This window comes from Kitasatospora sp. NPDC096147, assembly GCF_044763225.1.
Classification (GTDB): domain Bacteria; phylum Actinomycetota; class Actinomycetes; order Streptomycetales; family Streptomycetaceae; genus Kitasatospora.
In genome coordinates, this window is record NZ_JBIWFX010000002.1 from 635,649 (window position 1) to 656,058 (window position 20,410).

At 72.8% G+C, this 20,410-nt stretch carries 16 protein-coding genes; 8 read left to right on the top strand and 8 right to left on the bottom strand.

Annotated features, from left to right (window positions below; translation table 11 throughout):
• Positions 1-33 precede the first annotated feature (33 nt).
• Positions 34-1,218: a MarP family serine protease gene (locus tag ACIRBX_RS08435; protein ID WP_402294628.1), complete on the top strand. Its 1,185-nt coding sequence runs from the start codon at positions 34-36 to the stop codon at positions 1,216-1,218.
• 215 nt (positions 1,219-1,433) lie between these two features.
• Positions 1,434-2,135 carry a metal-dependent hydrolase gene (locus tag ACIRBX_RS08440; RefSeq protein ID WP_402294629.1) on the top strand — a complete coding sequence of 234 codons (702 nt, stop codon included), beginning with the start codon at positions 1,434-1,436 and terminating at the stop codon, positions 2,133-2,135.
• Between the two features lie 58 nt (positions 2,136-2,193).
• Here ACIRBX_RS08440 and ACIRBX_RS08445 read toward each other — a convergent pair whose 3' ends face one another.
• From ACIRBX_RS08445 to nhaA, 4 genes are all read right to left on the bottom strand, one after another.
• On the bottom strand, positions 2,194-2,415 hold the full coding sequence (locus tag ACIRBX_RS08445) for a hypothetical protein (protein ID WP_402294631.1): 222 nt from the start codon (positions 2,413-2,415) through the stop codon (positions 2,194-2,196).
• 246 nt (positions 2,416-2,661) lie between these two features.
• Positions 2,662-3,621, bottom strand: coding sequence for an alpha/beta fold hydrolase (locus tag ACIRBX_RS08450; protein WP_402294633.1), 960 nt, complete (start codon positions 3,619-3,621; stop codon positions 2,662-2,664).
• Positions 3,622-3,787: 166 nt separating this feature from the next.
• A complete protein-coding gene (locus tag ACIRBX_RS08455) occupies positions 3,788-4,264 on the bottom strand; it encodes a phage holin family protein (RefSeq protein ID WP_402294634.1) in 477 nt (158 codons plus the stop codon).
• Between the two features lie 169 nt (positions 4,265-4,433).
• Positions 4,434-5,732: a Na+/H+ antiporter NhaA gene (gene nhaA, locus ACIRBX_RS08460; protein WP_402294636.1), complete on the bottom strand. Its 1,299-nt coding sequence runs from the start codon at positions 5,730-5,732 to the stop codon at positions 4,434-4,436.
• 417 nt (positions 5,733-6,149) lie between these two features.
• On the opposite strand from nhaA, the gene ACIRBX_RS08465 reads away from it, so the two are divergent.
• On the top strand, positions 6,150-7,352 hold the full coding sequence (locus ACIRBX_RS08465; RefSeq protein WP_402294638.1) for a serine hydrolase domain-containing protein: 1,203 nt from the start codon (positions 6,150-6,152) through the stop codon (positions 7,350-7,352).
• A 380-nt stretch (positions 7,353-7,732) separates the two neighbouring features.
• Here the strand turns inward: ACIRBX_RS08465 and acs are convergent, their stop codons facing one another.
• Positions 7,733-9,685, bottom strand: coding sequence for an acetate--CoA ligase (acs, locus tag ACIRBX_RS08470; protein ID WP_402294640.1), 1,953 nt, complete (start codon positions 9,683-9,685; stop codon positions 7,733-7,735).
• 462 nt (positions 9,686-10,147) lie between these two features.
• Here acs and ACIRBX_RS08475 point away from each other — a divergent pair, with 462 nt between their 5' ends.
• Entirely contained in the window at positions 10,148-10,744 is a 597-nt protein-coding gene (locus ACIRBX_RS08475; RefSeq protein WP_402294641.1) for a hypothetical protein, read from the top strand.
• Positions 10,745-10,835: 91 nt separating this feature from the next.
• On the opposite strand, the gene ACIRBX_RS08480 is transcribed toward ACIRBX_RS08475, so the two are convergent.
• Together ACIRBX_RS08480 and ACIRBX_RS08485 are read right to left on the bottom strand one after the other, a co-directional pair.
• Positions 10,836-13,250 carry a SulP family inorganic anion transporter gene (locus tag ACIRBX_RS08480; protein ID WP_402294643.1) on the bottom strand — a complete coding sequence of 805 codons (2,415 nt, stop codon included), beginning with the start codon at positions 13,248-13,250 and terminating at the stop codon, positions 10,836-10,838.
• A 342-nt stretch (positions 13,251-13,592) separates the two neighbouring features.
• Entirely contained in the window at positions 13,593-14,588 is a 996-nt protein-coding gene (locus ACIRBX_RS08485; protein ID WP_402294645.1) for an ATP-binding protein, read from the bottom strand.
• Positions 14,589-14,835: 247 nt separating this feature from the next.
• Here ACIRBX_RS08485 and ACIRBX_RS08490 point away from each other — a divergent pair, with 247 nt between their 5' ends.
• Entirely contained in the window at positions 14,836-15,732 is an 897-nt protein-coding gene (locus ACIRBX_RS08490) for an oxidoreductase (RefSeq protein ID WP_402294647.1), read from the top strand.
• Between the two features lie 367 nt (positions 15,733-16,099).
• Here the strand turns inward: ACIRBX_RS08490 and ACIRBX_RS08495 are convergent, their stop codons facing one another.
• Positions 16,100-17,041, bottom strand: coding sequence for an HAD family hydrolase (locus tag ACIRBX_RS08495; protein ID WP_402294649.1), 942 nt, complete (start codon positions 17,039-17,041; stop codon positions 16,100-16,102).
• Between the two features lie 571 nt (positions 17,042-17,612).
• Here ACIRBX_RS08495 and ssd point away from each other — a divergent pair.
• From ssd to ACIRBX_RS08510, 3 genes are all read left to right on the top strand, one after another.
• The gene (ssd, locus tag ACIRBX_RS08500) at positions 17,613-18,713 is read left to right on the top strand and encodes a septum site-determining protein Ssd (protein WP_402294650.1); all 1,101 of its coding nucleotides are present in this window, start codon (positions 17,613-17,615) and stop codon (positions 18,711-18,713) included.
• Positions 18,714-18,994: 281 nt separating this feature from the next.
• Positions 18,995-20,260, top strand: coding sequence for a TadA family conjugal transfer-associated ATPase (locus tag ACIRBX_RS08505; protein WP_402294652.1), 1,266 nt, complete (start codon positions 18,995-18,997; stop codon positions 20,258-20,260).
• Positions 20,257-20,409, top strand: coding sequence for a hypothetical protein (locus ACIRBX_RS08510; protein ID WP_402294654.1), 153 nt, complete (start codon positions 20,257-20,259; stop codon positions 20,407-20,409). Before ACIRBX_RS08505 ends, ACIRBX_RS08510 begins: the two co-directional genes overlap by 4 nt.
• The last annotated feature ends 1 nt before the right edge of the window (position 20,410 follow it).

A 20,410-nucleotide genomic window follows, 5' to 3' on the forward strand; every position in this document is an offset into this window, starting at 1 on the left:
CATTCGGGCGGCGGCCCGTGGGAGGGTAGCCGGGTGAACGTCCTGGATCTTCTGCTGATCGTCGCCGCGCTGGGCTTCGCCGTGACCGGCTACCGGCAGGGCTTCGTGGTCGGCGTGCTGTCGGTGCTCGGCTTCCTGGGCGGCGGTCTGATCGCCGTTCAGCTGCTCCCGCTGCTGCTGCGCCATCTGGACCCCGGCACGGTGGCCTCGGTGGTCGCGGTGCTGGTGGTGATCGTCTTCGCGGCGGTGGGCCAGGCGGTGACCACGCACTTCGGGTGGAAGCTGCGCGGTCACATCGGCCGCCGTCCGGCCCGGACGCTGGACGCGATCGGCGGCTCGGTGGTCAACGTGATCTCGATGCTGCTGGTGGCCTGGCTGATCGGTTCGGCGCTGGCGGGCACCTCGATGCCGACCGTCTCCAAGCAGGTCCGCAGTTCCCAGGTGCTCGGCGGAGTGCAGTCGACACTGCCCGCCTCGGCGCCGAACTGGTTCCGGGACTTCACCAACGCCCTGGCCAGGAACGGTTTCCCCCAGGTCTTCAACCCCTTCGAGCAGGAGCCGATCACCGAGGTCAGCCCGCCCGATCCGGCACTGGCCGCCAGCCCGGTGGTCGCCCGGGCCAAGCTGAGCCTGGTGAAGGTGGTCGGCACCGCCACCGCCTGCGGCAAGACCCTGGAGGGGACCGGCTTCGTGTTCGCCCCGCACCGGGTGATGACCAACGCCCACGTGGTCGGGGGTGTCGACGAGCCGACCGTGCAGATCGGCGGTACCGGCAAGCTCTACGACGCCACCGTGGTCCGGTACGACTGGCAGCGCGACATCGCGGTGCTGGACGTGCCCAAACTGGACGCTCCCGCCCTGGAGTTCGCGGACGAGGCGAAGAGCAACGACAGCGCGATCGTGGCCGGCTTCCCGGAGAACGGCGCCTTCAACGTCCAGCCCGCCCGCATCCGGGGCCGGATCAAGGCCACCGGACCGGACATCTACCACCGTGGTCAGGTGGTCCGGGACATCTACTCGATCCGCTCGCTGGTCCGTCAGGGCAACAGCGGCGGCCCGCTGTTGAGCCCGGACGGCAAGGTCTTCGGCGTGGTGTTCGCCAAGTCGCTGGACAGTTCGGACACCGGGTACGTACTGACCGCCGCCGAGGTGCAGGGCGAGGCGCTGGCGGGCGCGGCGGCCACCGGCCGGGTGGACACCGAGGGCTGCGCACTCTGACGGGTGATCCCGGCCCCGACCTCCCCGGCTCCGGCCGTCCCGGCTGGTAGCGTCGCGCCGGGCTCACCCGTTCGGCTCAGCTGCACCCTGGTCACCTGCCCTGCCGCGCAGGCGAGCCGACGATGAGTCAGCCGGGGACCGGCCGGTCGGTGGTCGGTCGGTTGGGTGCCTGCTCCGGCGGGGCGACTGCCGGGGAGGACGGAGGACGGCCGGTCATGATGGGTCACTCGCACGCGGTCAGCGGGGCGATGCTGTACGCGGGCACCGCGCCGTTCCTCGCGCCGGTCCTGTTCGACGTCCACCTGGCGCCCGCCGACGTGCTGATGGGCACGGTGCTGGCGGCCGGCGCCGCGCTGCTGCCCGACCTCGACCACCACGACGGCACGATCGCGAACTTCCTCGGCCCGGTCTCCAGGCTGCTCTGCCGCTTCGTGGCCTGGGTGTCCGGCGGGCACCGGCACGCCACCCACTCGCTGCTCTTCGTCGCCCTGATGGGCGGCGGCACCTGGGCGGGCATCAGCTACCTGGGACGCGGCTTCACCCTCGGCACGACGTTCTTCCTGCTCGCCCTGGCCGTCCGCGCCCTCCGGCTGCACCCGCCGGGCGACGGGCCGACGATGTGGATCACCATCGTCGGCCTCTCCGTGCTCGGCACGGCCGGCCTCGACAACTGGTTGCCCAGCGCCCCCGGCTGGCTCCCGTACGCGGTCGCCCTCGGCACGCTGGCCCACCTGCTGGGCGACTGCCTCACCAAGAAGGGTGCGCCGCTGCTCTGGCCGCACAAGGAACGCTACGAGACGGTGCTGATCAAGCGCAGCGGCAACGCGATGGAGACCAAGGTGCTGGTGCCGATCATGTCGGTGGTCACCTTCGCCCTGCTCTGGTTCACCGCCGTCTCACCGACCGTGCCGGTCTGATGAGCCGTCTCTGAAGGCCACCCCGGGGAGACGTCCCCGGGGCACGGTCTGCCGGTCGTCAGCCTTCGCGACGCAGGCGCGCCCCGACCCATCGGGCGCGGCGGCCGAGGATGCGCGGGATGCCCAGCGGGTGCTCGTCCCCGGCTTGGCGCTGCCGACCGATCCGGCCGTGGCCGTCGTACTCGTGGCGCCAGTCCACGGCTTGGGGTTCGGGGTACTGCGGGCTGTCGGCACGGCGGCGTCGACGCGTGACAGCTTCGCGATCGGGCATCCAGGTCATACCGGATGGATGCCCCGTGTCGGGCGGGCTAATCGCTACCGGATGGTCACCTGGACTATGCGATTGTCATATGAGTGTCGCGCTATGAGACTCCGTCAGTTCGTCCGGGCCGGTCCGCCGGACTGCGGAGGTGCGTCCGGTGCTCTGTCAGAACCGTTGTCAGGTCCGACTGCTGCCAGACCCCGGACCCCGGACCCCGGACCCCGGACCCCGGGCAATAGGCGCGGGTGGTGGGCGGGAGCGCCGTCAGGACCGGTGCTCGCGGACCCAGGAGACCAACTCCGCCGAGAACTCCTCCGGGACCTCCTCGTGCGGGTAGTGCCCCACCCCGGGCAGCAGCCGCCACCGGTACGGCGCCTCGACGTACTCGCCGGCGCCCAGGGCGGTGTGCGAGAGCAGCACCGGATCGGCCGCACCCTGGACGTGCAGGGTCGGCGCGGTGATCGGGCGCTTCATCCGGCGGGCGAACTGGATGCCGTCCGGCCGGGCCATCGACCGCAGCAGCCAGCGGAACGGCTCGATCGAGCAGTGCGCGGTGCTGGGGATCTGGATGGCCTGCCGGTAGGCGTGCAGGGCTTCCGGGGCCAGTTGGTTGGGGCCGGTCCAGGCGTTCAGGTACTCGGCCACCAGGGCGCCGTCGTCGGCGACCAGCCTGCGCTCGGGCACCCAGGGGCGCTGGAAACCGAGGATGTGGTCGAAGGCCGCCATCTGCCGACGGTCCGTCAGCAGGGCCCGGCGCAGGTGGCGCGGGTGGGCGGCGGAGACCACCGTCAGACTGCGGATCACCGAGGGCCGCATCACGGCCGCGACCCAGGCCAGCGAACCGCCCAGCGCGTGGCCGACCAGGTGCGCCTGGCGCTCGCCGAGCGAGCGGATCACCCCGGTGATGTCGAGCGCGAGGTTGCCCGGATCGTAGCCGCGCGGGGTCCGGTCGCTGCCGCCGATGCCGCGCAGGTCCAGCGCGACGGCCCGGAAGCCGGCCTCCGCCAGCGCGGTCAGCTGGTGCCGCCAGGCCCACCAGTACTCGGGCCACCCGTGCACCAGCAGGACCAACGGACCCTCGCCGACCTCGGCGATGTGGAACCGGGCACCGTTGGCCGCCAGGTCGCGGTGGGTCCACGGGCCGGCGGAACGCAGCTCCCACGGGGTCTCGGCGATCTCGGTGGCTCTCGTTCCGGGGTTCGGCCTGTTGGCGGTCAGCGACATACCCGAGAGCCTGTCACACCCGGCTGCGGAACGGCCTCCCGGCACTCGGTCCGGGAGGCTGATGCCGCGTCACGTCAGGTCCGGGTGCGGGCCGTGAGCCCGGCTGGCGAGCTGCCGGCGGCCCCTCGGCCCCTCGGCCCACGGTGCGGGAGCGCCGGGCGCCGGTTCAGCGGATGCGGCCGAGGCCCCGGTCGATCTCCTCCTGGGTGGCGGGGCGCGGCCGGGCGTTCTTCAGCACGTCGGCGGTCTTCTGGGCGCCCTCGATGGTGCGGCGCGGCTTCTCGATCCGCTTGAACGAGCGCAGCGCCAGCAGGCCGAGCAGCACGGCCAGCAGCAGGTAGGCACCGGCCACGATCAGGAACGACCAACCGAGCGAGAGGCCGAGCGCGTGCAGGCCGTACGCGGCGGCGGCACTCAGCATCGGGACGGCGGCCAGCGCGACCACGCCCGCCACGATCAGCGAGACGCCGCCGGAGACGCCACGCTTCACGTCCTGGCGGATCTCGGCCTTGGCCAGCGCGATCTCGTCGTGCACCAGGGCGGAGAGGTCGGCGGTGGCGGCGGCGAACAGCTGACCCACCGAACGCTCACCCTCGTAGGGCGCCCGGCCGGCGCTGGTCGGGTCTGCGGTTCCTGTGGGCATCAGCGGTTCTCCTTCGGCGTGGGCTGCGGTCCTCGGCGTTCGGTACCGACAGCTCTGAATCATGCCCCTACCGGCCAGTCCGGCACCACTCCGGGGCGCCCCTGGAGCGACGGCGTCACCCGTCAGGGCTTCGGGAGGGGCATCCGACGGCCCCTCAGCCGACGCTCCGTCAGCCCGCCTGCTGCTGGTAGACGTCCGGGATCCCGTCGCCGTCGGAGTCCCGGTCCTCCTCCTCGCAGAGCGCGCGGTAGTGGCGGTTGCGGAGCTTCAGCAGGACGGTGGCGATCAGTGCGCAGAGCAGCGAACCGACCAGCACCGCGGCCTTCGCCCGGTCGGCCAGCGCCGGGTCGTCCGGGAAGGCCAGCTCGCTGATCAGCAGCGAGACGGTGAAGCCGATCCCGGCCAGCACGGCGACCGCGAACAGGTCCGCCCACTTCAGCTGGGGGTTCAGTTCGGCCCGGGTGAAGCGGGCCGCCAGGTAGGTGCCGCCGAAGATGCCGACGGTCTTGCCGATCATCAGCCCGAGCACGATGCCGAGCGGGGTCGCCTGGGTGAAGACCTCCCTGAGCGCCGGGCCGGAGATCGTCACCCCGGCGGCGAACAGCGCGAACACCGGTACCGCGAACCCGGCCGACAACGGCCGCACCAGGTGCTCGATGTGCTCGCCGGGGGAGACCTCCTCCCCCTCCTCCCGGTGGCAGCGCAGGATCAGACCCATCGCCACGCCGGCCACCGTGGCGTGCACTCCGCTCTCGTGCATCAGCGCCCAGATCGCCACGCCCAGCGGCACGAACAGGTACCAGCCGCGCACCCCGTGCCGGTGCAGGTACCAGAACAGCACCAGCCCGGCGAAGGACAGGCCGAGTGCCCAGAACTTGATGCCCGAGCTGTAGAACACCGCGATGATCAGGATCGCGATCAGGTCGTCCACCACGGCCAGGGTGAGCAGGAACGCCCGCAGGGCGGACGGGAGGTGACTGCCCACCACGGCCAGCACGCCGAGGGCGAAGGCGATGTCGGTCGCGGTCGGGATCGCCCAGCCGGAAGGGTGGCCGCCGGCCCCGGAGTTGGTCAGCGTGTAGACCAGGGCGGGTAGTGCCACACCGCAGACCGCCGCCACCACCGGCAGGGCGGCGGCTGCCGGATTGCGCAGCTCTCCGGCCACGAACTCGCGCTTGAGCTCGATCCCGGCGACGAAGAAGAAGATCGTCAGCAGGCCGTCCTTGGCCCAGGCGTCGAGCGAGAGGTCGAGGTGCAGCGGGGCGGACGGGCCGACCGTGAACTCCTTGACGCTCTCGTAGGCGCCGGGCCAGACGTTCGCCCAGACGAGGGCGGCGGTGGCGGCCAGCAGGAGGAGGACACCGCCCACGGTCTCGGTGCGCAGGGCGTCGGTGATGTACGTCCGCTCGGGGAGCGAGAGCCTGCCGAGGAACTGACGGCGGGTCGGGGCGGGCGGCGGCGTGACCACGGGGGCGGACCTCCAAGGCGGGGGCGGCGGGGCGTGCCCACGGATGTGGACACACGGGTGGTGCAGTGCCGACCAGACTTCCCGGCGCGCCTCGGAGTTCTTGTTGTGTTTTTGACAGCTTATCGGGTGCTGTCCGGGAACTCCGAGGTGGTGTCCGGTTTGCCCATTTTATGAAGTCGGCGGCGGTCCGCTCGCGGGCGTTCGGGAGATTCGGGGGATCCGGGAGCGTCGGGACGCGGGGAGTCCGGGGGCGCGGCTGCCGCTACGACGGGGAGCGCGTTCGCGGTGCTCGGCCACCGCTCCCCGTGCGCTCCCTCGAATGGCCGCAGCGTGGTGCGACACTCCCGGCGCCTTCCTAACGTCGGGGCAATGTGCCGCCCAGACCGGGCGGGCCGGCTCGTCCCACCGGAGTATGTGATGGTCAGTCAGACTCCCGCCCCGATACCCGTTCCCTTCGCGTCTCCGCCGGAGGCGTCACCGGAGGCACCGCCCGAGGCGCCGCCCTCCTCGGCGCTCTCGCCCGAACTCGCCCAGCTGCTCAGGCCGCTGTTCAGCGGGGCGGCCCCGGGCGGGGGCATCGCCGTCGCCGTGATCCGGGGCGGCGAGCGGACGGTGGTCTGCCGGGGGTACGCCGACCGCTCCGCCTCCCGACCGGTCCGAGCCGACACCCGATTCGCCCTCGGCTCGGTCACCAAGACCTTCACCGGACTGCTGCTTGCCGAGATGGTCGCCCGTGGCGAGGTCCGCTACGAGGATCCGATCGACCTCTACCTGCCGGCCGACTCGCTGCCCGGCTACCCACAGGAACGCCCGATCACCCTGCTCCACCTGGCCACCCACACCTCCGGCCTGCCCCGGCTGCCGGTCGGCCTCACCCCGGCGGCGGTGCCGCGCTGGTTCACCGACGCCCACGCCGGCTTCAGCCGCCCGCACCTGCTCCGTGCGCTGCCCCGGACACCCGTGCGCGGCATGCCGGGCGCGCAGTACCGCTACTCCAGCCTGGGCTGCGGACTGCTCGGGCTGGCCCTGGAGAACGCGGCGGGCCAGCGCTACGAGGAACTGCTGGCGGGCCGGGTCTGCGGCCCGCTCGGTCTGGTCGACACCTCCTGCGCCGAGGACCGCGAACCCGCCTCCGGCTACCGGCGGGGCCGGCGGGTCGCGTCCTTCCGACTCCCGGCCCTGCCCGGCGCGGCGGCGCTCAGCTCGACGGCGGACGACATGCTGCGCTACCTCCAGGCCCACCTGGCGGTGGACGCGGTGCCGATCCCGGAGCGCGGCGGTGCGGCGGCGGCGCTGCGCTCGGCCCTGCGCGACGTCCGGCTGCCCAGGGTGGAGCGCCGGCGGGGGAGCGGCGGCCGGGGCGGAGTGCGGATCGCCCTGACGTGGAACCAGCGGCCGGTGGAGGACGGCGAGTTGCTCTACCACGCGGGATCGACCGGCTCGGCGCGGGGCCGGATCGGGCGGGGCGACAGCACCGGGAGCGGGGCGCCCTCGGCGGTCTTCGCGGGCTTCAACCCGGTGACCCAGGTGGGGCTGGTGGCGATGACCAGCACCCTGCCGGGGCTGCGGCGGCGGTTCACCCAGACCGCCTACGGGACGCTGCGCCGCCTGGCGGGGTAGCGGGGACCGGCACTTGGGGGGACGGCTGCGGCAGCGGGGCGCCGCTGCGGGGGCGCCGGCGCCTGGCGCCGTGGTGGCTGCGCGAATGGGTGACCGCGTAGCGGAGTGGGGCCGGGCGGGTGGGGTGGCGGGGTGTGGCGGCGGCGTGCGGCCGACCGGGTGTGGCGGCGAGGTGCTGCTGCGGCGGAGGCAAGGCCGCTGGTGCGGGCGGCACGCGGGGCTGGGCCCGTGGCCGGCGGCCGTCCCGCCCGGGCCACTTCGCCTGCCGGACGGTCCTGGTGGGACCCGGTGCCACGGGCACCACCAGGACCGTCCGTCCGCCGGGGCGCGAGCCCGGGCGGGACGGCGGAGCGTCAGCCGGTCGTGATGACCGGCTCCGGTCAGCCCTGCTCGCCGGTCGGCAGCTGGGACTGGATCAGGTTCATCACCGAGGCGTCGGCGAGGGTGGTGGTGTCACCGACCTCGCGGCCCTCGGCGATGTCGCGGAGCAGGCGGCGCATGATCTTGCCGGAGCGGGTCTTGGGCAGCTCGCCGACCACCTTGATCTGCTTCGGCTTGGCGATCGGGCCGAGGGTCTTGCCGACGTGGTTGCGGAGCTCGGCGATCAGCTCCTCGCTCTCGGTCGCGTTGCCGCGCAGGATCACGAAGGCCACGATCGCCTGGCCGGTGGTGGCGTCGGTGGCGCCGACCACGGCGGACTCGGCCACGGCCGGGTGGCCGACCAGGGCGGACTCCACCTCGGTGGTGGAGATGTTGTGGCCGGAGACGAGCATGACGTCGTCGACGCGGCCGAGCAGCCAGATGTCGCCGTCGTCATCCTTCTTGGCGCCGTCGCCCGCGAAGTAGCGGCCCTCGAAGCGCGACCAGTAGGTGTCGATGTAGCGCTGGTCGTCGCCCCAGATGGTGCGCAGCATGGACGGCCACGGCTCGGTCAGCACGAGGTAGCCGCCGGAGCCGTTGGGGACCTCGCGGGCCTCATCGTCGACCACGGTGGCGGCGATGCCGGGCAGGGCGCGCTGGGCGGAGCCGGGCTTGGTCTCGGTGACGCCCGGCAGGGGGCTGATCATCATGGCGCCGGTCTCGGTCTGCCACCAGGTGTCGACGATGGGGGTCTTGCCGGCGCCGATGTGCTCGCGGTACCAGACCCAGGCCTCGGGGTTGATCGGCTCACCGACGCTGCCCAGCACCCGCAGGCTGGAGAGGTCGAACTTGGCGGGGATGTCGTCGCCCCACTTCATGAAGGTGCGGATCGCGGTCGGCGCGGTGTAGAGGATGGTGACGCCGTACTTCTGCACGATCTCCCAGAACCGGCCCTGGTGCGGGGTGTCGGGGGTGCCCTCGTAGATGACCTGGGTGGCGCCGTTGGCGAGGGGGCCGTAGACGATGTAGGAGTGGCCGGTGACCCAGCCGATGTCGGCGGTGCACCAGTAGACGTCGGTCTCCGGCTTGAGGTCGAAGACCGCGTGGTGGGTGTAGGCGGCCTGGGTCAGGTAGCCGCCGGAGGTGTGCAGGATGCCCTTGGGCTTACCCGTGGTGCCGGAGGTGTAGAGGATGAAGAGCGGGTGCTCGGCGTCGTGCGCCTCGGGGGCGTGCTCGGTGGACTGACGCTCCACCAGCTCGTGCCACCAGAAGTCGCGGCCCTCGGTGAAGTCGATCTCCTGGCCGGTGCGGCGGATGACCAGGACCTTCTCGACGCCCTCGACCTTGGTGAGGGCCTCGTCGATGGCCGGCTTGAGGGCGGAGGGCTTGCCGCGGCGGTAGCCGCCGTCGGCGGTGATGACCACCTTGGCGTCGGCGTCCTTGATGCGGGAGGCGACGGCGTCGGCGGAGAAGCCGCCGAAGACGACCGAGTGGGTGGCGCCGATCCGGGCGCAGGCGAGGATCGCGACGACCGCCTCGGCGATCATCGGGAGGTAGACCGCGACCCGGTCGCCCTTGCGGACGCCGAGCTCCAGCAGCGCGTTGGCGGCCTGCGAGACCTCGTCCTTCAGCTGGGCGTAGGTGATCGAGCGGGAGTCGCCGGGCTCGCCCTCGAAGTGGATGGCGACCCGGTCGCCGTTGCCGGCCTCGACGTGGCGGTCCACGCAGTTGTACGCCACGTTGAGCTTGCCGTCGGCGAACCACTTGGCGAACGGCGGGTTCGACCAGTCCAGGGTCTCGGTGGGCTCGACCGCCCAGCTGAGACGGCGGGCCTGCTCGGCCCAGAAGCCGAGCCGGTCCTCGGAAGCCTGCGCGTACGCGGCTGCGGTGACGTTTGCGTTGGCCGCCAGCTCCGCGGGCGGGGCGAAGCGACGCTCCTCCTTGAGCAGGTTGGCCAGGCTCTCGTTACTCAACGCGCACTCCTCATCGAGTCTCAATGCTGCGGGGTACCCCGTGCGGAGGGATTGTCCCGTGTGTCCCAGCGCACAGCTCACCAGGCGAACCGCCATGTTGACAAGAGGCGCCCGTTAATTGGTGTAGACCTTTGACCGGCGCGTGACCAGGCACCTGGCCGGCTGCGTGGTCGGGCGCACGGTCGGGTGCGGCAGCAGGGTCGGGCGGTGGGGCTGGTGGGTGCACCCGAGCTCCGGGGGCGGGGAGGTCGCGGGATCACGGCCCGGGGCAGGGTGGTGCCGGTGCGCGGGGTGGGGTGGCGGTGCCGGATCGGTGCAGGCTCTGTCAGGTGGCGTCGGTACCGGATGGGGTGACGGTGCGGCGGGCATTGACGGTCCGTCAGTCCGGTACTCCACTATCAGAGCGGGCAGGGCTCGTCCGGCACCGGGCCGGCCGCCCTCCACCGTGGCAGGGGGACAGTCATGCCGACCGCACCCGTCCCGCCGACCGAGCCCTCCTCCTCGGTCCCCGACACACCAGCCGCCCCCCTCCCCGACCCGGTCGGCGGCGCCGAAGTCAGACCCCTCCCAGGTGACTTCGCCGTGGTCCGGATGGGCGGCCGGGGTGGCCGCGCGATCCGGATCGGCCAGTGGCTCAACGGGGACGGCTTCGACGATTTCGAGCACGCCTTCGTCCACGTCGGCAACGAGGAGCTGGTCGAGGCCCAGCCGGGCGGTGCCGAACTCCGTCCCCTCTCCGTCTACACCGACGGTCGGCCGATCCGCTGGTCCACCGGCCGGATACCGCTGACGGACGACCAACGCCGGGCGATCGTCGCCGCTGCCCGGGGGTACGTCGGCACGCCCTACAGCGTGGCCGACTACCTGGCCCTGGCCGCGCACCGCTTCCGCCTCCCCGTCGGGCTGTTGATCAGGGCCTACGTGGCGAACAGCGGCCACATGATCTGCTCCCAACTGGTCGACCAGTGCTACCAGGACGCCGGCGTGCACCTCTTCACCGACGGCCGCTGGTCCGGGTACGTGACGCCGGCTGACCTCGCCAACCTCCTGGACCCGTAAGGCGGTCCACCGGACTGGGCCGTGGAGGTCCGGGCTTCTCCTGCTTCCTCGCCCCGGGCGGGCCGGGGCGAGGCTCGAGCGGCGGGGGCTCTCAGGCGGCGAGCGGCTGGCCCGCCGGTGCGCCGGCGGCCGGAGGATCGAGGACCAGTCGGCGTCGGGTGTCCGACGGGTCGTCAGTGCCGGGTCGGTGCTCGGAGACCGGGACGAAGGCGCCGGCCTGTGGATCGAGCACGTACGTCTGCGCGTCGGCGAAGTCGAAGTACATCCCGACCAGGCGCAGGCTCCCCTCGGACACCCTCCGCTCCACCGACGGGTGGGCGAGCAACTGGTCCAACTGCTGGACGACATTGGTGATGCAGAGCTGCTCGGCCTCGTCGCCGACCGCGCGATGGGCGAACGAGGCGGGCGCCCGGCGGAGCCGGGCCAGCGACCCCCGGCCGTTCCGTAGCCAGCGGGTGAGCGGGGTGGGCGGGCCGGACTGCTCGTGCACACCGTCCAGCAGAGCCTTCATCGCCCCGCAGCCCGAGTGCCCGCAGATGGTGATCGAGCGGACCTCCAGGACCTCGACCGCGTACTGCACTGCCGCCGCCACCGAGTCGTCGGCCGCACCGGGCTCGTAGGGGGCCGGCACGAGGTTCCCGACGTTGCGCACGGTGAAGAGGTCACCGGGGCCACTGCTGGTGATCATGCTGGTGACCAGCCGGGAGTCCGCACAGGTGAGGAAGAGCTGCGAGGGAGTCTGGCCCTCCCGGGCCAGCCGGGCGAGCTCGGGACGGATCAGCGGGGCGGTGTGCTGCTGGAAGCCGCGCACGCCCTCCATCAGGCGGCCGTGCGGATCGTCCTCGGCCTGCTCGATGCAGTGGTGGCCGACCCACGGAGTCCAGGCGCGGCAGCGGTGCGGGCCGGGGGAGCTGCCGGATCGCACGGTGCCGTCCGGGTCGAGCACGTCGTCCTCGTGAGGCTCCGTCAGCATCGAGACCCGGCCGCCGCCGGCCTGGTGCCCGGCCCGCCAGGTGTGCAGTTCCTCGTAGGCGGCGTGGTCGAGGAAGGACCCGTCGTGGCGGACCGCCACGGTGGCACCGGCCGGGATCCTGGTCAGGGTCCGGCTGAGCCGGGGCACCACCGCGAAGGTCAGCGGACCGTGGGTGCGGACGGTGTACGAGCCGTCGGGCTCGGCGACCACGTCCACGTGCGCCCTGGTGAGGCGGTGCAGTGCGAGCACGCCCGCGACGGCGCCGCCGGCCAGGACGCCGAGCGGCACGTCGATCAGCACCACACCGAGCACGGTGACCAGGTAGACCGGGAACTCGCGGTGCCGGTGCACCTGCCGGATGTGGGCGAAGCTGACCATCTGGAGGCCGACCACCAGGACCAGCGCGGCGAGCGCCGCGAGCGGGATGTGCCGGAAGCCGGTGGACAGGGTCAGCGCGGCGATCAGGACCCAGACTCCGTGGATGACGGAGGACCACCGACTGCTCGCCCCCGCACGGACGTTGGCGGTGGACCGGACGGCGCCACCGGCCACCGGGAGGCCGCCGAGGAGGCCGGAGACCATGTTCGCGATGCCCTGTCCGCGCAGCTCGCGGTCCAGGTCGATCGGGCCGGGAGCCATCCGGCCGACCGCCACGGCGGAGAGCAGGGACTCGACACCGGCCACCACCGTCATGGTCAGGGCAGCGGCGAGCAGGGTCGGCCAGTGCTGCTCCAGCAGGCTGAGGGAGGGCAGGGTGGCGATGCCGTGCTGCTCCCAGGTCGGCAGCTCGACCCGGGCCAGGGTCAGGCCGAGTGCGGCCGAGAGGCCGGTGGCGGCGCCCACCGCGACCAGCGCGGCCGGGATCCGGGTGGCCCGGGCACCGAAGCGCCCGGCCTTGCCGGGGAGGCGGCTCAGCCGGGGCCAGCCGAAGAGCAGCGCGATCGCCAGTGCACCGACCGCGAGGGCGGGAAGGTGGGCGGTGGAGAGCTGACCGGGGAGCGCGACCAGATTGGCCAGGGCGGAGCTCTGCGGGGATCCGCCCAGCACCACGTGGAGTTGGGCGATGGCGATGGTGAGCCCGACGCCGGCCAGCATGCCGTGCACGATGGCGGGCGAGACGGCGAGCGCCGCCCGGGCCACCCGGAGCGAGCCGAGCAGCAGCTGCAGCAGGCCGGCCACGACCACGACCGCGCAGGTGAGCTGCCAGCCGAACTGGGTGATCAGCCCGGCCACCACGACCGTCAGGGCGGCGGACGGGCCGGTCACCTGGAGCGGGACGCCGCCCAGCGTGCCGGCGACCAGGCCGCCGACGGCGGCGGCCACCAGGCCGGCGGTGAGCGGGGCGCCGGTGGCGAGGGCGATGCCCAGGGAGAACGGAACGGCGATCAGGAAGACCACCACGGAGGCGGGGAGGTCCCGTAGCAGGGAGGCGCGCGGAGCCGGAGCGGCGGCCGGGGCCGTGGCCCGGGCGGAGGGCGGCGCGTGGTCCGTGGTGTCGGAGGCGATGGGAGCGGAGGAGATGTCGAGGGTCATGGTTGCCCGTCTTTCCGGGGGAACGAACGCAGTCAGGTCCGGGTGGTGCTCGGGGGATCGGATCGGCTGTCGTGGGTCGCGACGGTGTGGCGGGGATGGTGGTGTCCACCCTTGAACAATCAAGACTCGGTAAACCGAGAGTAATGAGAGCTTTGCACAGCGTGAAATCGAGTGCTAGATCAGAGTGTTGGATTCACTCGAATGGGGAGTAGTCGAACCAGTTGGGTCCATGGGAAGGTTCGCCCTAGCACCACCCCCGACCACGGGTGCCTGTACCAATGCCGACGAGGGCGGCCCCCGCGGGGGTCACCCTCGTCGCCCGGCAGCCCCGTGGGCGGCGCGTCAGACTCCCGCAGCGTCCAGCCGGTCGGCCTGCGCGGAGCCGAGCAGGAAGCCCCGGTCCACCTGGCTGGCCAGGTCGATGCCGGTCTTCGCGTTGCCCCAGCTCTCCGCGTTCCGCAGGTGGAAGTGCACGGCCTGCTCGGTGTACCTCTGCGGATCACGGGTCTCGAAGGCCTGGTCCGCCTGCTCCCGCAGCAGTCCCAGTACGGCGCGGTTGGCGGGTTCGAGCTCCCGCAGTGCGGGCTCCCGCCCCTGTTCGAGCCGGCGCACCCAGTCCGACTGGCCGAAGCAGGCCAGCAGGTCCTCGCCGACCTCGCGGCGCAGGAAGGCCAGGTCGTCCGGGCTCTGCACCTTGTTGCCCACCACCCGCAGTGCCACCCCGAAGTCCCGGGCGTACTCCTTGTACTGGCGGTAGACGGAGATGCCCTTCCGGGTCGGCTCGGCGATCAGGAAGGTCAGGTCGAATCGGGTGAACAGGCCGGAGGCGAAGGAGTCCGATCCCGCGGTCATGTCCATCACCACGTACTCGCCCCGGCCGTCCAGCAGGTGGTTCAGCAGCAGCTCCACCGCCCCGACCTTGGAGTGGTAGCAGGCCACGCCGAGGTCCTGCTCGGTGAATGCGCCGGTGGCGAGCAGGCGCACCGATCCCTCGTCCAGTGCCACCGGCCGGGCGCAGGCGGTGTAGACCGGATTCTCCTCGACGATCCGCAGCAGGCGGGATCCCGGGCCGGGAGGGGTGGTCTTGATCATCTCCTCGGCTGAGCGGATCAGCGGGTTCGTCCCGCGCAGGTACTCCTTGATCTCGGGCAGGTGGGCGCCGAGCGAGGGCAGCGCGGCTGCCTGATCGTCCGTCAGGCCGAGGGCCGGGCCGAGGTGTTGGTTGATGTCGGCGTCGACCGCGATCACCGGGCGTCCCGCCGCGGCGAGGTGGCGGATGAACAGTGCGGACAGCGTGGTCTTGCCGCTGCCGCCCTTGCCCACGAAGGCGATCTTCATCTTGAGGCTCCGGCTCTCGGGCTGGCTCTCTGGCTGCTGGCTCTCGGGGTCGGCCGTGGTGCGGCCGGGGCGGCCGCGATCCGGCCGGCCGTGGTGCTCGGTATTTGGTAATCGTTATCGTCACCGATAGCTGTCATGCTAGCGAGGCGGAGGGGGCCCGGGAGGACGGGTCGTGCGGATTGCCTCGAACGGGTGATGGTGGGGTTGCTGTGGAGTCCCGGGAGGCGGGTTCATTACCCTCGGGTAGGTGACCACTGGAACTGATCCCCTCGCCCCGTTGGCCGGTCTCCCCGGAGTCCCCGAGGCCGTCGCGGAGGTGCGCAAGGCAGCGGACCGGCTGTACGGCCACCGGGTGATGCGCCGCCGGGCCGCTGAGGTGACCTCGGAATCGGCCCTGCGCGGAGCTCGGGCCTCCGCCGCACTGGACGGTGCGGACTGGCCGTTGGAGGAGGTGCGGCGCCGCAGCGACTTCGGTGCCGACGAGCAGGCGCGGGTGCTCGGTGGGGCCCTGCGGGTCTCCGCCGAGGTCGGTCAGCTGCTCAGCGTCTGGCGGCACTCGCCGCTCCAGGTGCTCGCCCGCCTGCACCTGTTGGCGGTCGGAGAGGGGAGCCCGGCGGAGCAGGCCGGCCGCCCCCGACGTGGCGACGAGCGGGCCGAGGAGCTCTTTCCGCTCGCCCTGGAAGCGGTCGAGGGGCCGGCCGTGGGAGGTGGGCCGTTCGCCGGCCGGCTGCCCGCCGCGCCGCCCGCCGCCGAAGCGGCGGCCCGGCTGGACCAGTTGGCACAGCTGCTGGTGGCCCGTGCCGACCGTGCCCCGGGGTCGGGCGCGCCCGCCCTGGTGGTCGCCTCGGTGGTCCACGGCGAGTTGCTCGCCCTGCGCCCGTTCGCCTCGCACAACGGCGTCGTCGCACGGGCTGCCCAGCGCATCGTGCTGATCGCCGAGGGGCTCGACCCGAAGTCGATCTGCCCGGCCGAGGTCGGCCTGGCGGAACTGGGCACGGCGGCCTACCAGGAGGCGCTGCTCGGCTACTCGAGCGGCAGCGCCGACGGGATGGCCGCCTGGATCACGCACTGCGGCCGGGCGGTCGGGCTGGGGGTCCGGGAGAGCACGGCGGTCTGCGAGGCCATGCAGCGCGGGATGGTCTGACCCGAGCGCGGGCCGGAGCTGACCTGCCGGCCGGGAACGTGGTTGCGGCGGCGCCCGGTGGTACTGGGCGCCGCCGCTGGTACAGGTACCGGGTGACCAAGCATGCACCGTTCAGTGCCCATCAGGCGGGGATCTCGTGCCCGTTCACCTGGTGCGGCGGCCCGACAGCGGGTCGGCTGCATGTGGGTGCTCAGTGATCTGTACGCGGTCCGTGGGGCCTGATGATGCGTTGTCGGTTTGACCTCTCGTGGGTCCTGACCGGGTCTCGCGGGCCGTAAGTCCTTTCTACCGCGATTCCGGGCAAAGGGGAACTCGAAATGGGATTTTCTTCACCCTTTGTCCGATTCGCCTGACTGTCCGGATCGGATCAGGCGACCGGGCCCGCCGGCCCGGGGCGGCGGTGCTTGGCCGCGTACCAGAGCAGCCCGGCAGTCAGGGCGGCGGCGCCGAGCGCGACCGCCAGCAGGGCTGACCGGCTCGGGGCGCCGAACTCGGGGAGGCGCCGCCGGAGTTCGACCGGCCGCTCGAAGCGGAGCACCGGCCAGTCGCGGGCCGCGGCCTCCTTGCGGAGGGCCCGGTCGGGGTTCACCGCGGAGGGGTGGCCGACTGCCTCCAGGAGTGGCAGGTCGGTCGAGGAGTCGCTGTAGGCGTAGGAGTTGGTGAGGTCGTAGCCCTCGCGTCCGGCCAGCTCCCGGATCGCCTCCGCCTTGGTCTCGGCATAGGCGTAGTACTCGATCTCCCCGGTGTAGCGGCCCTCCTCGACCTGCAGCCTGGTCGCGATGACGTGGTCGGCGCCCAGCAGTTGGCCGATCGGCTCCACGACCTCCGAGCCGGAGCTGCTGACGATCACCACGTCGCGGCCCGCCTGGTGGTGCTGCTCGATCAGCGAGGCGGCCTCGTCGTAGATGATCGGGTCGATCATCCCGTGCAGCGTCTCGGCGACGATCTCACGGACCTGTTGAACGTTCCAGCCCTTGGTGAGGGCGGAGAGGTACTCGCGCATCCGCTCCATCTGGTCGTGGTCGGCGCCGCCGGCCAGGAAGAGGAACTGCGCGTAGGCGCTCTTCAGGACGGCCCGACGGTTGATCAGGCCGCCCTGGTAGAACGGGCGGCTGAAGGCCAGGGCGCTGGACTTGGCGATGATCGTCTTGTCCAGGTCGAAGAACGCCGCGGTGCGGGTCGCCCCGAGCGGGCGGGCGGGTGTCGCCGGGGCGGCGGATTCCGGAGCGCGGGCGGCGGCGCCCGCGGCCGGGGCGGGGGCGGAGTTCTCGCCGTGGTCGGCGGTGTCGGCGTTCTCGGTGGTGTCCACGGGATCAGAGGATAGTTGGCCGGGTGAAACACCCCGCCATATGGCGTACTCGCAGGCGCTCGGGTTTGTGTTTCTGGGCCTTCGGGTACACCATGGAAGTCACGGATCGTTCGCGACCGTGCTAACCCGGTCCGGCTCCTCCCCCCCGAGTCGGACCGTGGATAGACGACCCCCGCTCTCCCCCCCGGCGGGGGTCGTCGCACGTCCAGGCCCATTTTCCGGGCCTGATGGCTCACGGGGGCGGCTCGCGGAGACCACCTCGAGGCTCGACGGCGCCCGGCGCCGCAGCCGGCGGGCGATCCGATCTCGTCACTCTGCGTGTCGGTGCGGCACCACTGTCCCGTGGGTGCCAATCAGCCCCGATTGCCACTGTTCGAAATCCTCCGGATCTTCTCCGTGACGTCATCGGCGTCAATTCATTGCGCAATCACCCCCCGTGTGAGTGAACTCGGTTATCCACAGCCCCGGGTTATCCACAGGCAAAGGGACCTCGGCCGACGGACCGTTCGTCCACCCGCACGGTGGTGTCCGGCCGGGTACCGCCCGGCCGCACCACGCCGGGGAGGCAGCCATGTCGACGCCCACGACCGAACGGTCAGCCCTGCCGGGGCCGCTGATCGTCACCGAGGACCAGGCGCTCACCGAGCACCTGCTGAGGCTGTGCGCCGCTGCCGGGACCGACCCCCAGCTCCTCGCAGGGGCTCCGCCGCCCCGGAGCCTGTGGGAGAAGGCGCCGCTGGTCCTGGTCGGCGACGACCTCGCCGAGCGCTGCGCCGGCCTCAGCAGGCGCGCCGGGGTGCTGCTGCTCGGGCTCGACCTGGACGACTGCGACATCTGGGTCCGGGCGGTCCAACTCGGCGCCGAGCACGTGCTGTTCCTGCCCGATGCGCAGGCATGGTTGCTCGACCGGATCGCCGACGCGGCCGAGGGCGTCGGTACCCCGGCCCTCACCGTGGCGGTGCTCGGCGGCCGGGGTGGGGCCGGGGCCTCCACCCTCGCTTGCGCCCTCGCCGTCACGGCGGCCCGCACCGGACACCGCACCATGCTGATCGACGCCGACCCGCTGGGCGGCGGGCTCGACGTGCTGCTCGGCGGGGAAGAGGCCAGCGGCCTGCGCTGGCCCGACCTGGCCGGCTCCCGGGGCCGGGTGAGCGGCACGGAACTGGCCAAGGCGCTGCCGGCCCTGCACCGGATGACGGCCCTGTCCTGGGACAGAGGGGACACCCTGGCGGTGCCGCCCGAGGCCATGCACAGCGTCCTGGCGGCCGCCCGGCGCCGGGGCGGCCTGGTGGTCCTCGACCTGCCCCGGCACCTCGATCCGGCTGCCGGGCAGGCCCTCGAGCAGTCCGACACCGGACTCCTGGTGGTGCCTGCCGAGCTGCGCGCGATGGCGGCGGCCGACCGGGTCTCGGCCGCAGTCCGGATGCGGCTGGACGATCTGCGTGCAGTGGTCCGGGTGCCAGGGCCGGCCGGGCTCACCGGGACGGAGGTGGCCCGGGGGCTCCGGCTCCGGCTGGCGGGCGAGCTGCCGCCGGAGCCCGGCCTGACGGTGGACGTCGAGCGCGGATCCCCGCCCGGCATACGCGAGCGGGGCCCGCTGGCCCGGTTCTGCACACGTTTCCTGGCCGAGGCGATGCCGCCCGTCCAGACAGTCGAAGGAGGAGCGCCGTGACGGATCGTCAGAGTGGGTCGCAGTGGCCCGAAGAGATGGAGCCGGGGCGGGGGGCGGCGGATGCCGGAATCCCCTGGCCCGGCCGGCCGGCCATCGGACCGGGAGGTCCGGCCGCGAGTCGGAGCGCCGAACGTGCCGTACCGCGCCGGCCGTTGATCGGGCGTCAGCGCGCCGGGGAGGAGGACCGGTTCTCCGGGAGCAGGCTCCGCAGCGACGGTCGGGGTGGCCCGGGCAGTCCGGGGGGTGCCGGAGGTTTTGGCGGCCCTGCGGTTCCCCGACGGGTGACGGACGATCGGGCGGCGGCGCTGATCGATGCGGTGCGGATCCGGTTGGCCGAGGCCGGTGCCGCGCCCACGGCTGGATCGGTGGCGGCTGCGCTGCGGGCCGCGAGGCCGCCGCTGGGCGGGGACGACGTGCTGGACGCGGTCCGGGTGCTGCGCTCCGAGCTGGTCGGGGCTGGGCCGCTGGATGGTCTGCTCCGCGAGCCGGACGTGACGGACGTGCTGGTCAATGGGCCCGACGAGGTGTGGGTCGACCGGGGAGCGGGCCTGCGCCGGATGTCCGAGGTCCGCTTCACCGATGCCGAGGCGGTGCGGAGGCTGGCGCACCGCCTGGCCACGGCGGCCGGGCGGCGCCTCGACGACGCCAGACCCTGGGTGGACGCCCGGCTGCCGGACGGCACCCGCCTGCACGCCGTACTGCCGCCGATCGCCGCCGGCTGCACCCACATCTCGCTCCGGATCTGCCGCGCCCGCCCGTTCACCCTGGACGAGCTGGCGGCCGGAGGCGCGCTGTCCCCGGTCGGGGTCGAGCTGCTCACCGCAGTGCTCCGGGCCCGGCTCTCCCTGCTGATCTCCGGCGGGACGGGCACGGGCAAGACCACCCTGCTGGCGGCCCTGCTCGGTCTGGTCGGGCCGGACGAGCGGATCGTGCTCGCCGAGGACTCGGCCGAGCTCCGACCCGACCACCCGCACGTGGTGCGGCTCCAGAGCCGGCCGCCGAATCAGGAGGGGCTCGGCGAGCTGACCCTTCGGGACCTGGTGCGACAGGCCCTGCGGATGAGGCCCGACCGGGTAGTGGTCGGCGAGGTCCGGGGCGAGGAGGTGGTCGACCTGCTCTCCGCTCTCAACACCGGCCACGAGGGTGGCTGCGGCACGGTGCACGCCAACACGGCGGCGGACGTCCCGGCCCGGCTGGAGGCACTCGGCTCGCAGGCGGGGTTGGACCGGCTGTCGCTCCACAGTCAACTCCGGGCCGCGCTGGACGTGGTGGTCCACCTGGTCCGGGACCAGCGGACCGGGCGCCGCCGGGTGGCGGAGCTCCACATGCTGGTCGGCGATGACCGGGGGCTAGCCGTGACAGTGCCGGCGGTGACCTTCACGGCCGGCGGCGTGGCCCTGCCGGGGCCCGGGTGGGAGCGGCTGCGCCGCCGCTGCACCGAACGGGGAATCGGACTGCCGGACATCCCGGCAGCGGTGGGCGGGACCGTGGCGCCGACCACGACGGGGTTCGGGACGGCCGGGGCGGTGGACGAGGTGGCGCGATGAGCCTCCGGCAGGTGGAGCTGCTCTGGGCGGCGGCGCTCTGCGGGGTCACGGTGACGGCTTGGTGCCTGTTGCAGAGCGGTGCGCGGGCGGTGCCGTCCGGAGGCGGCAGCGGTGCCGACAGGAGTGCGGACGGGGAGGGGTGCCGATGAT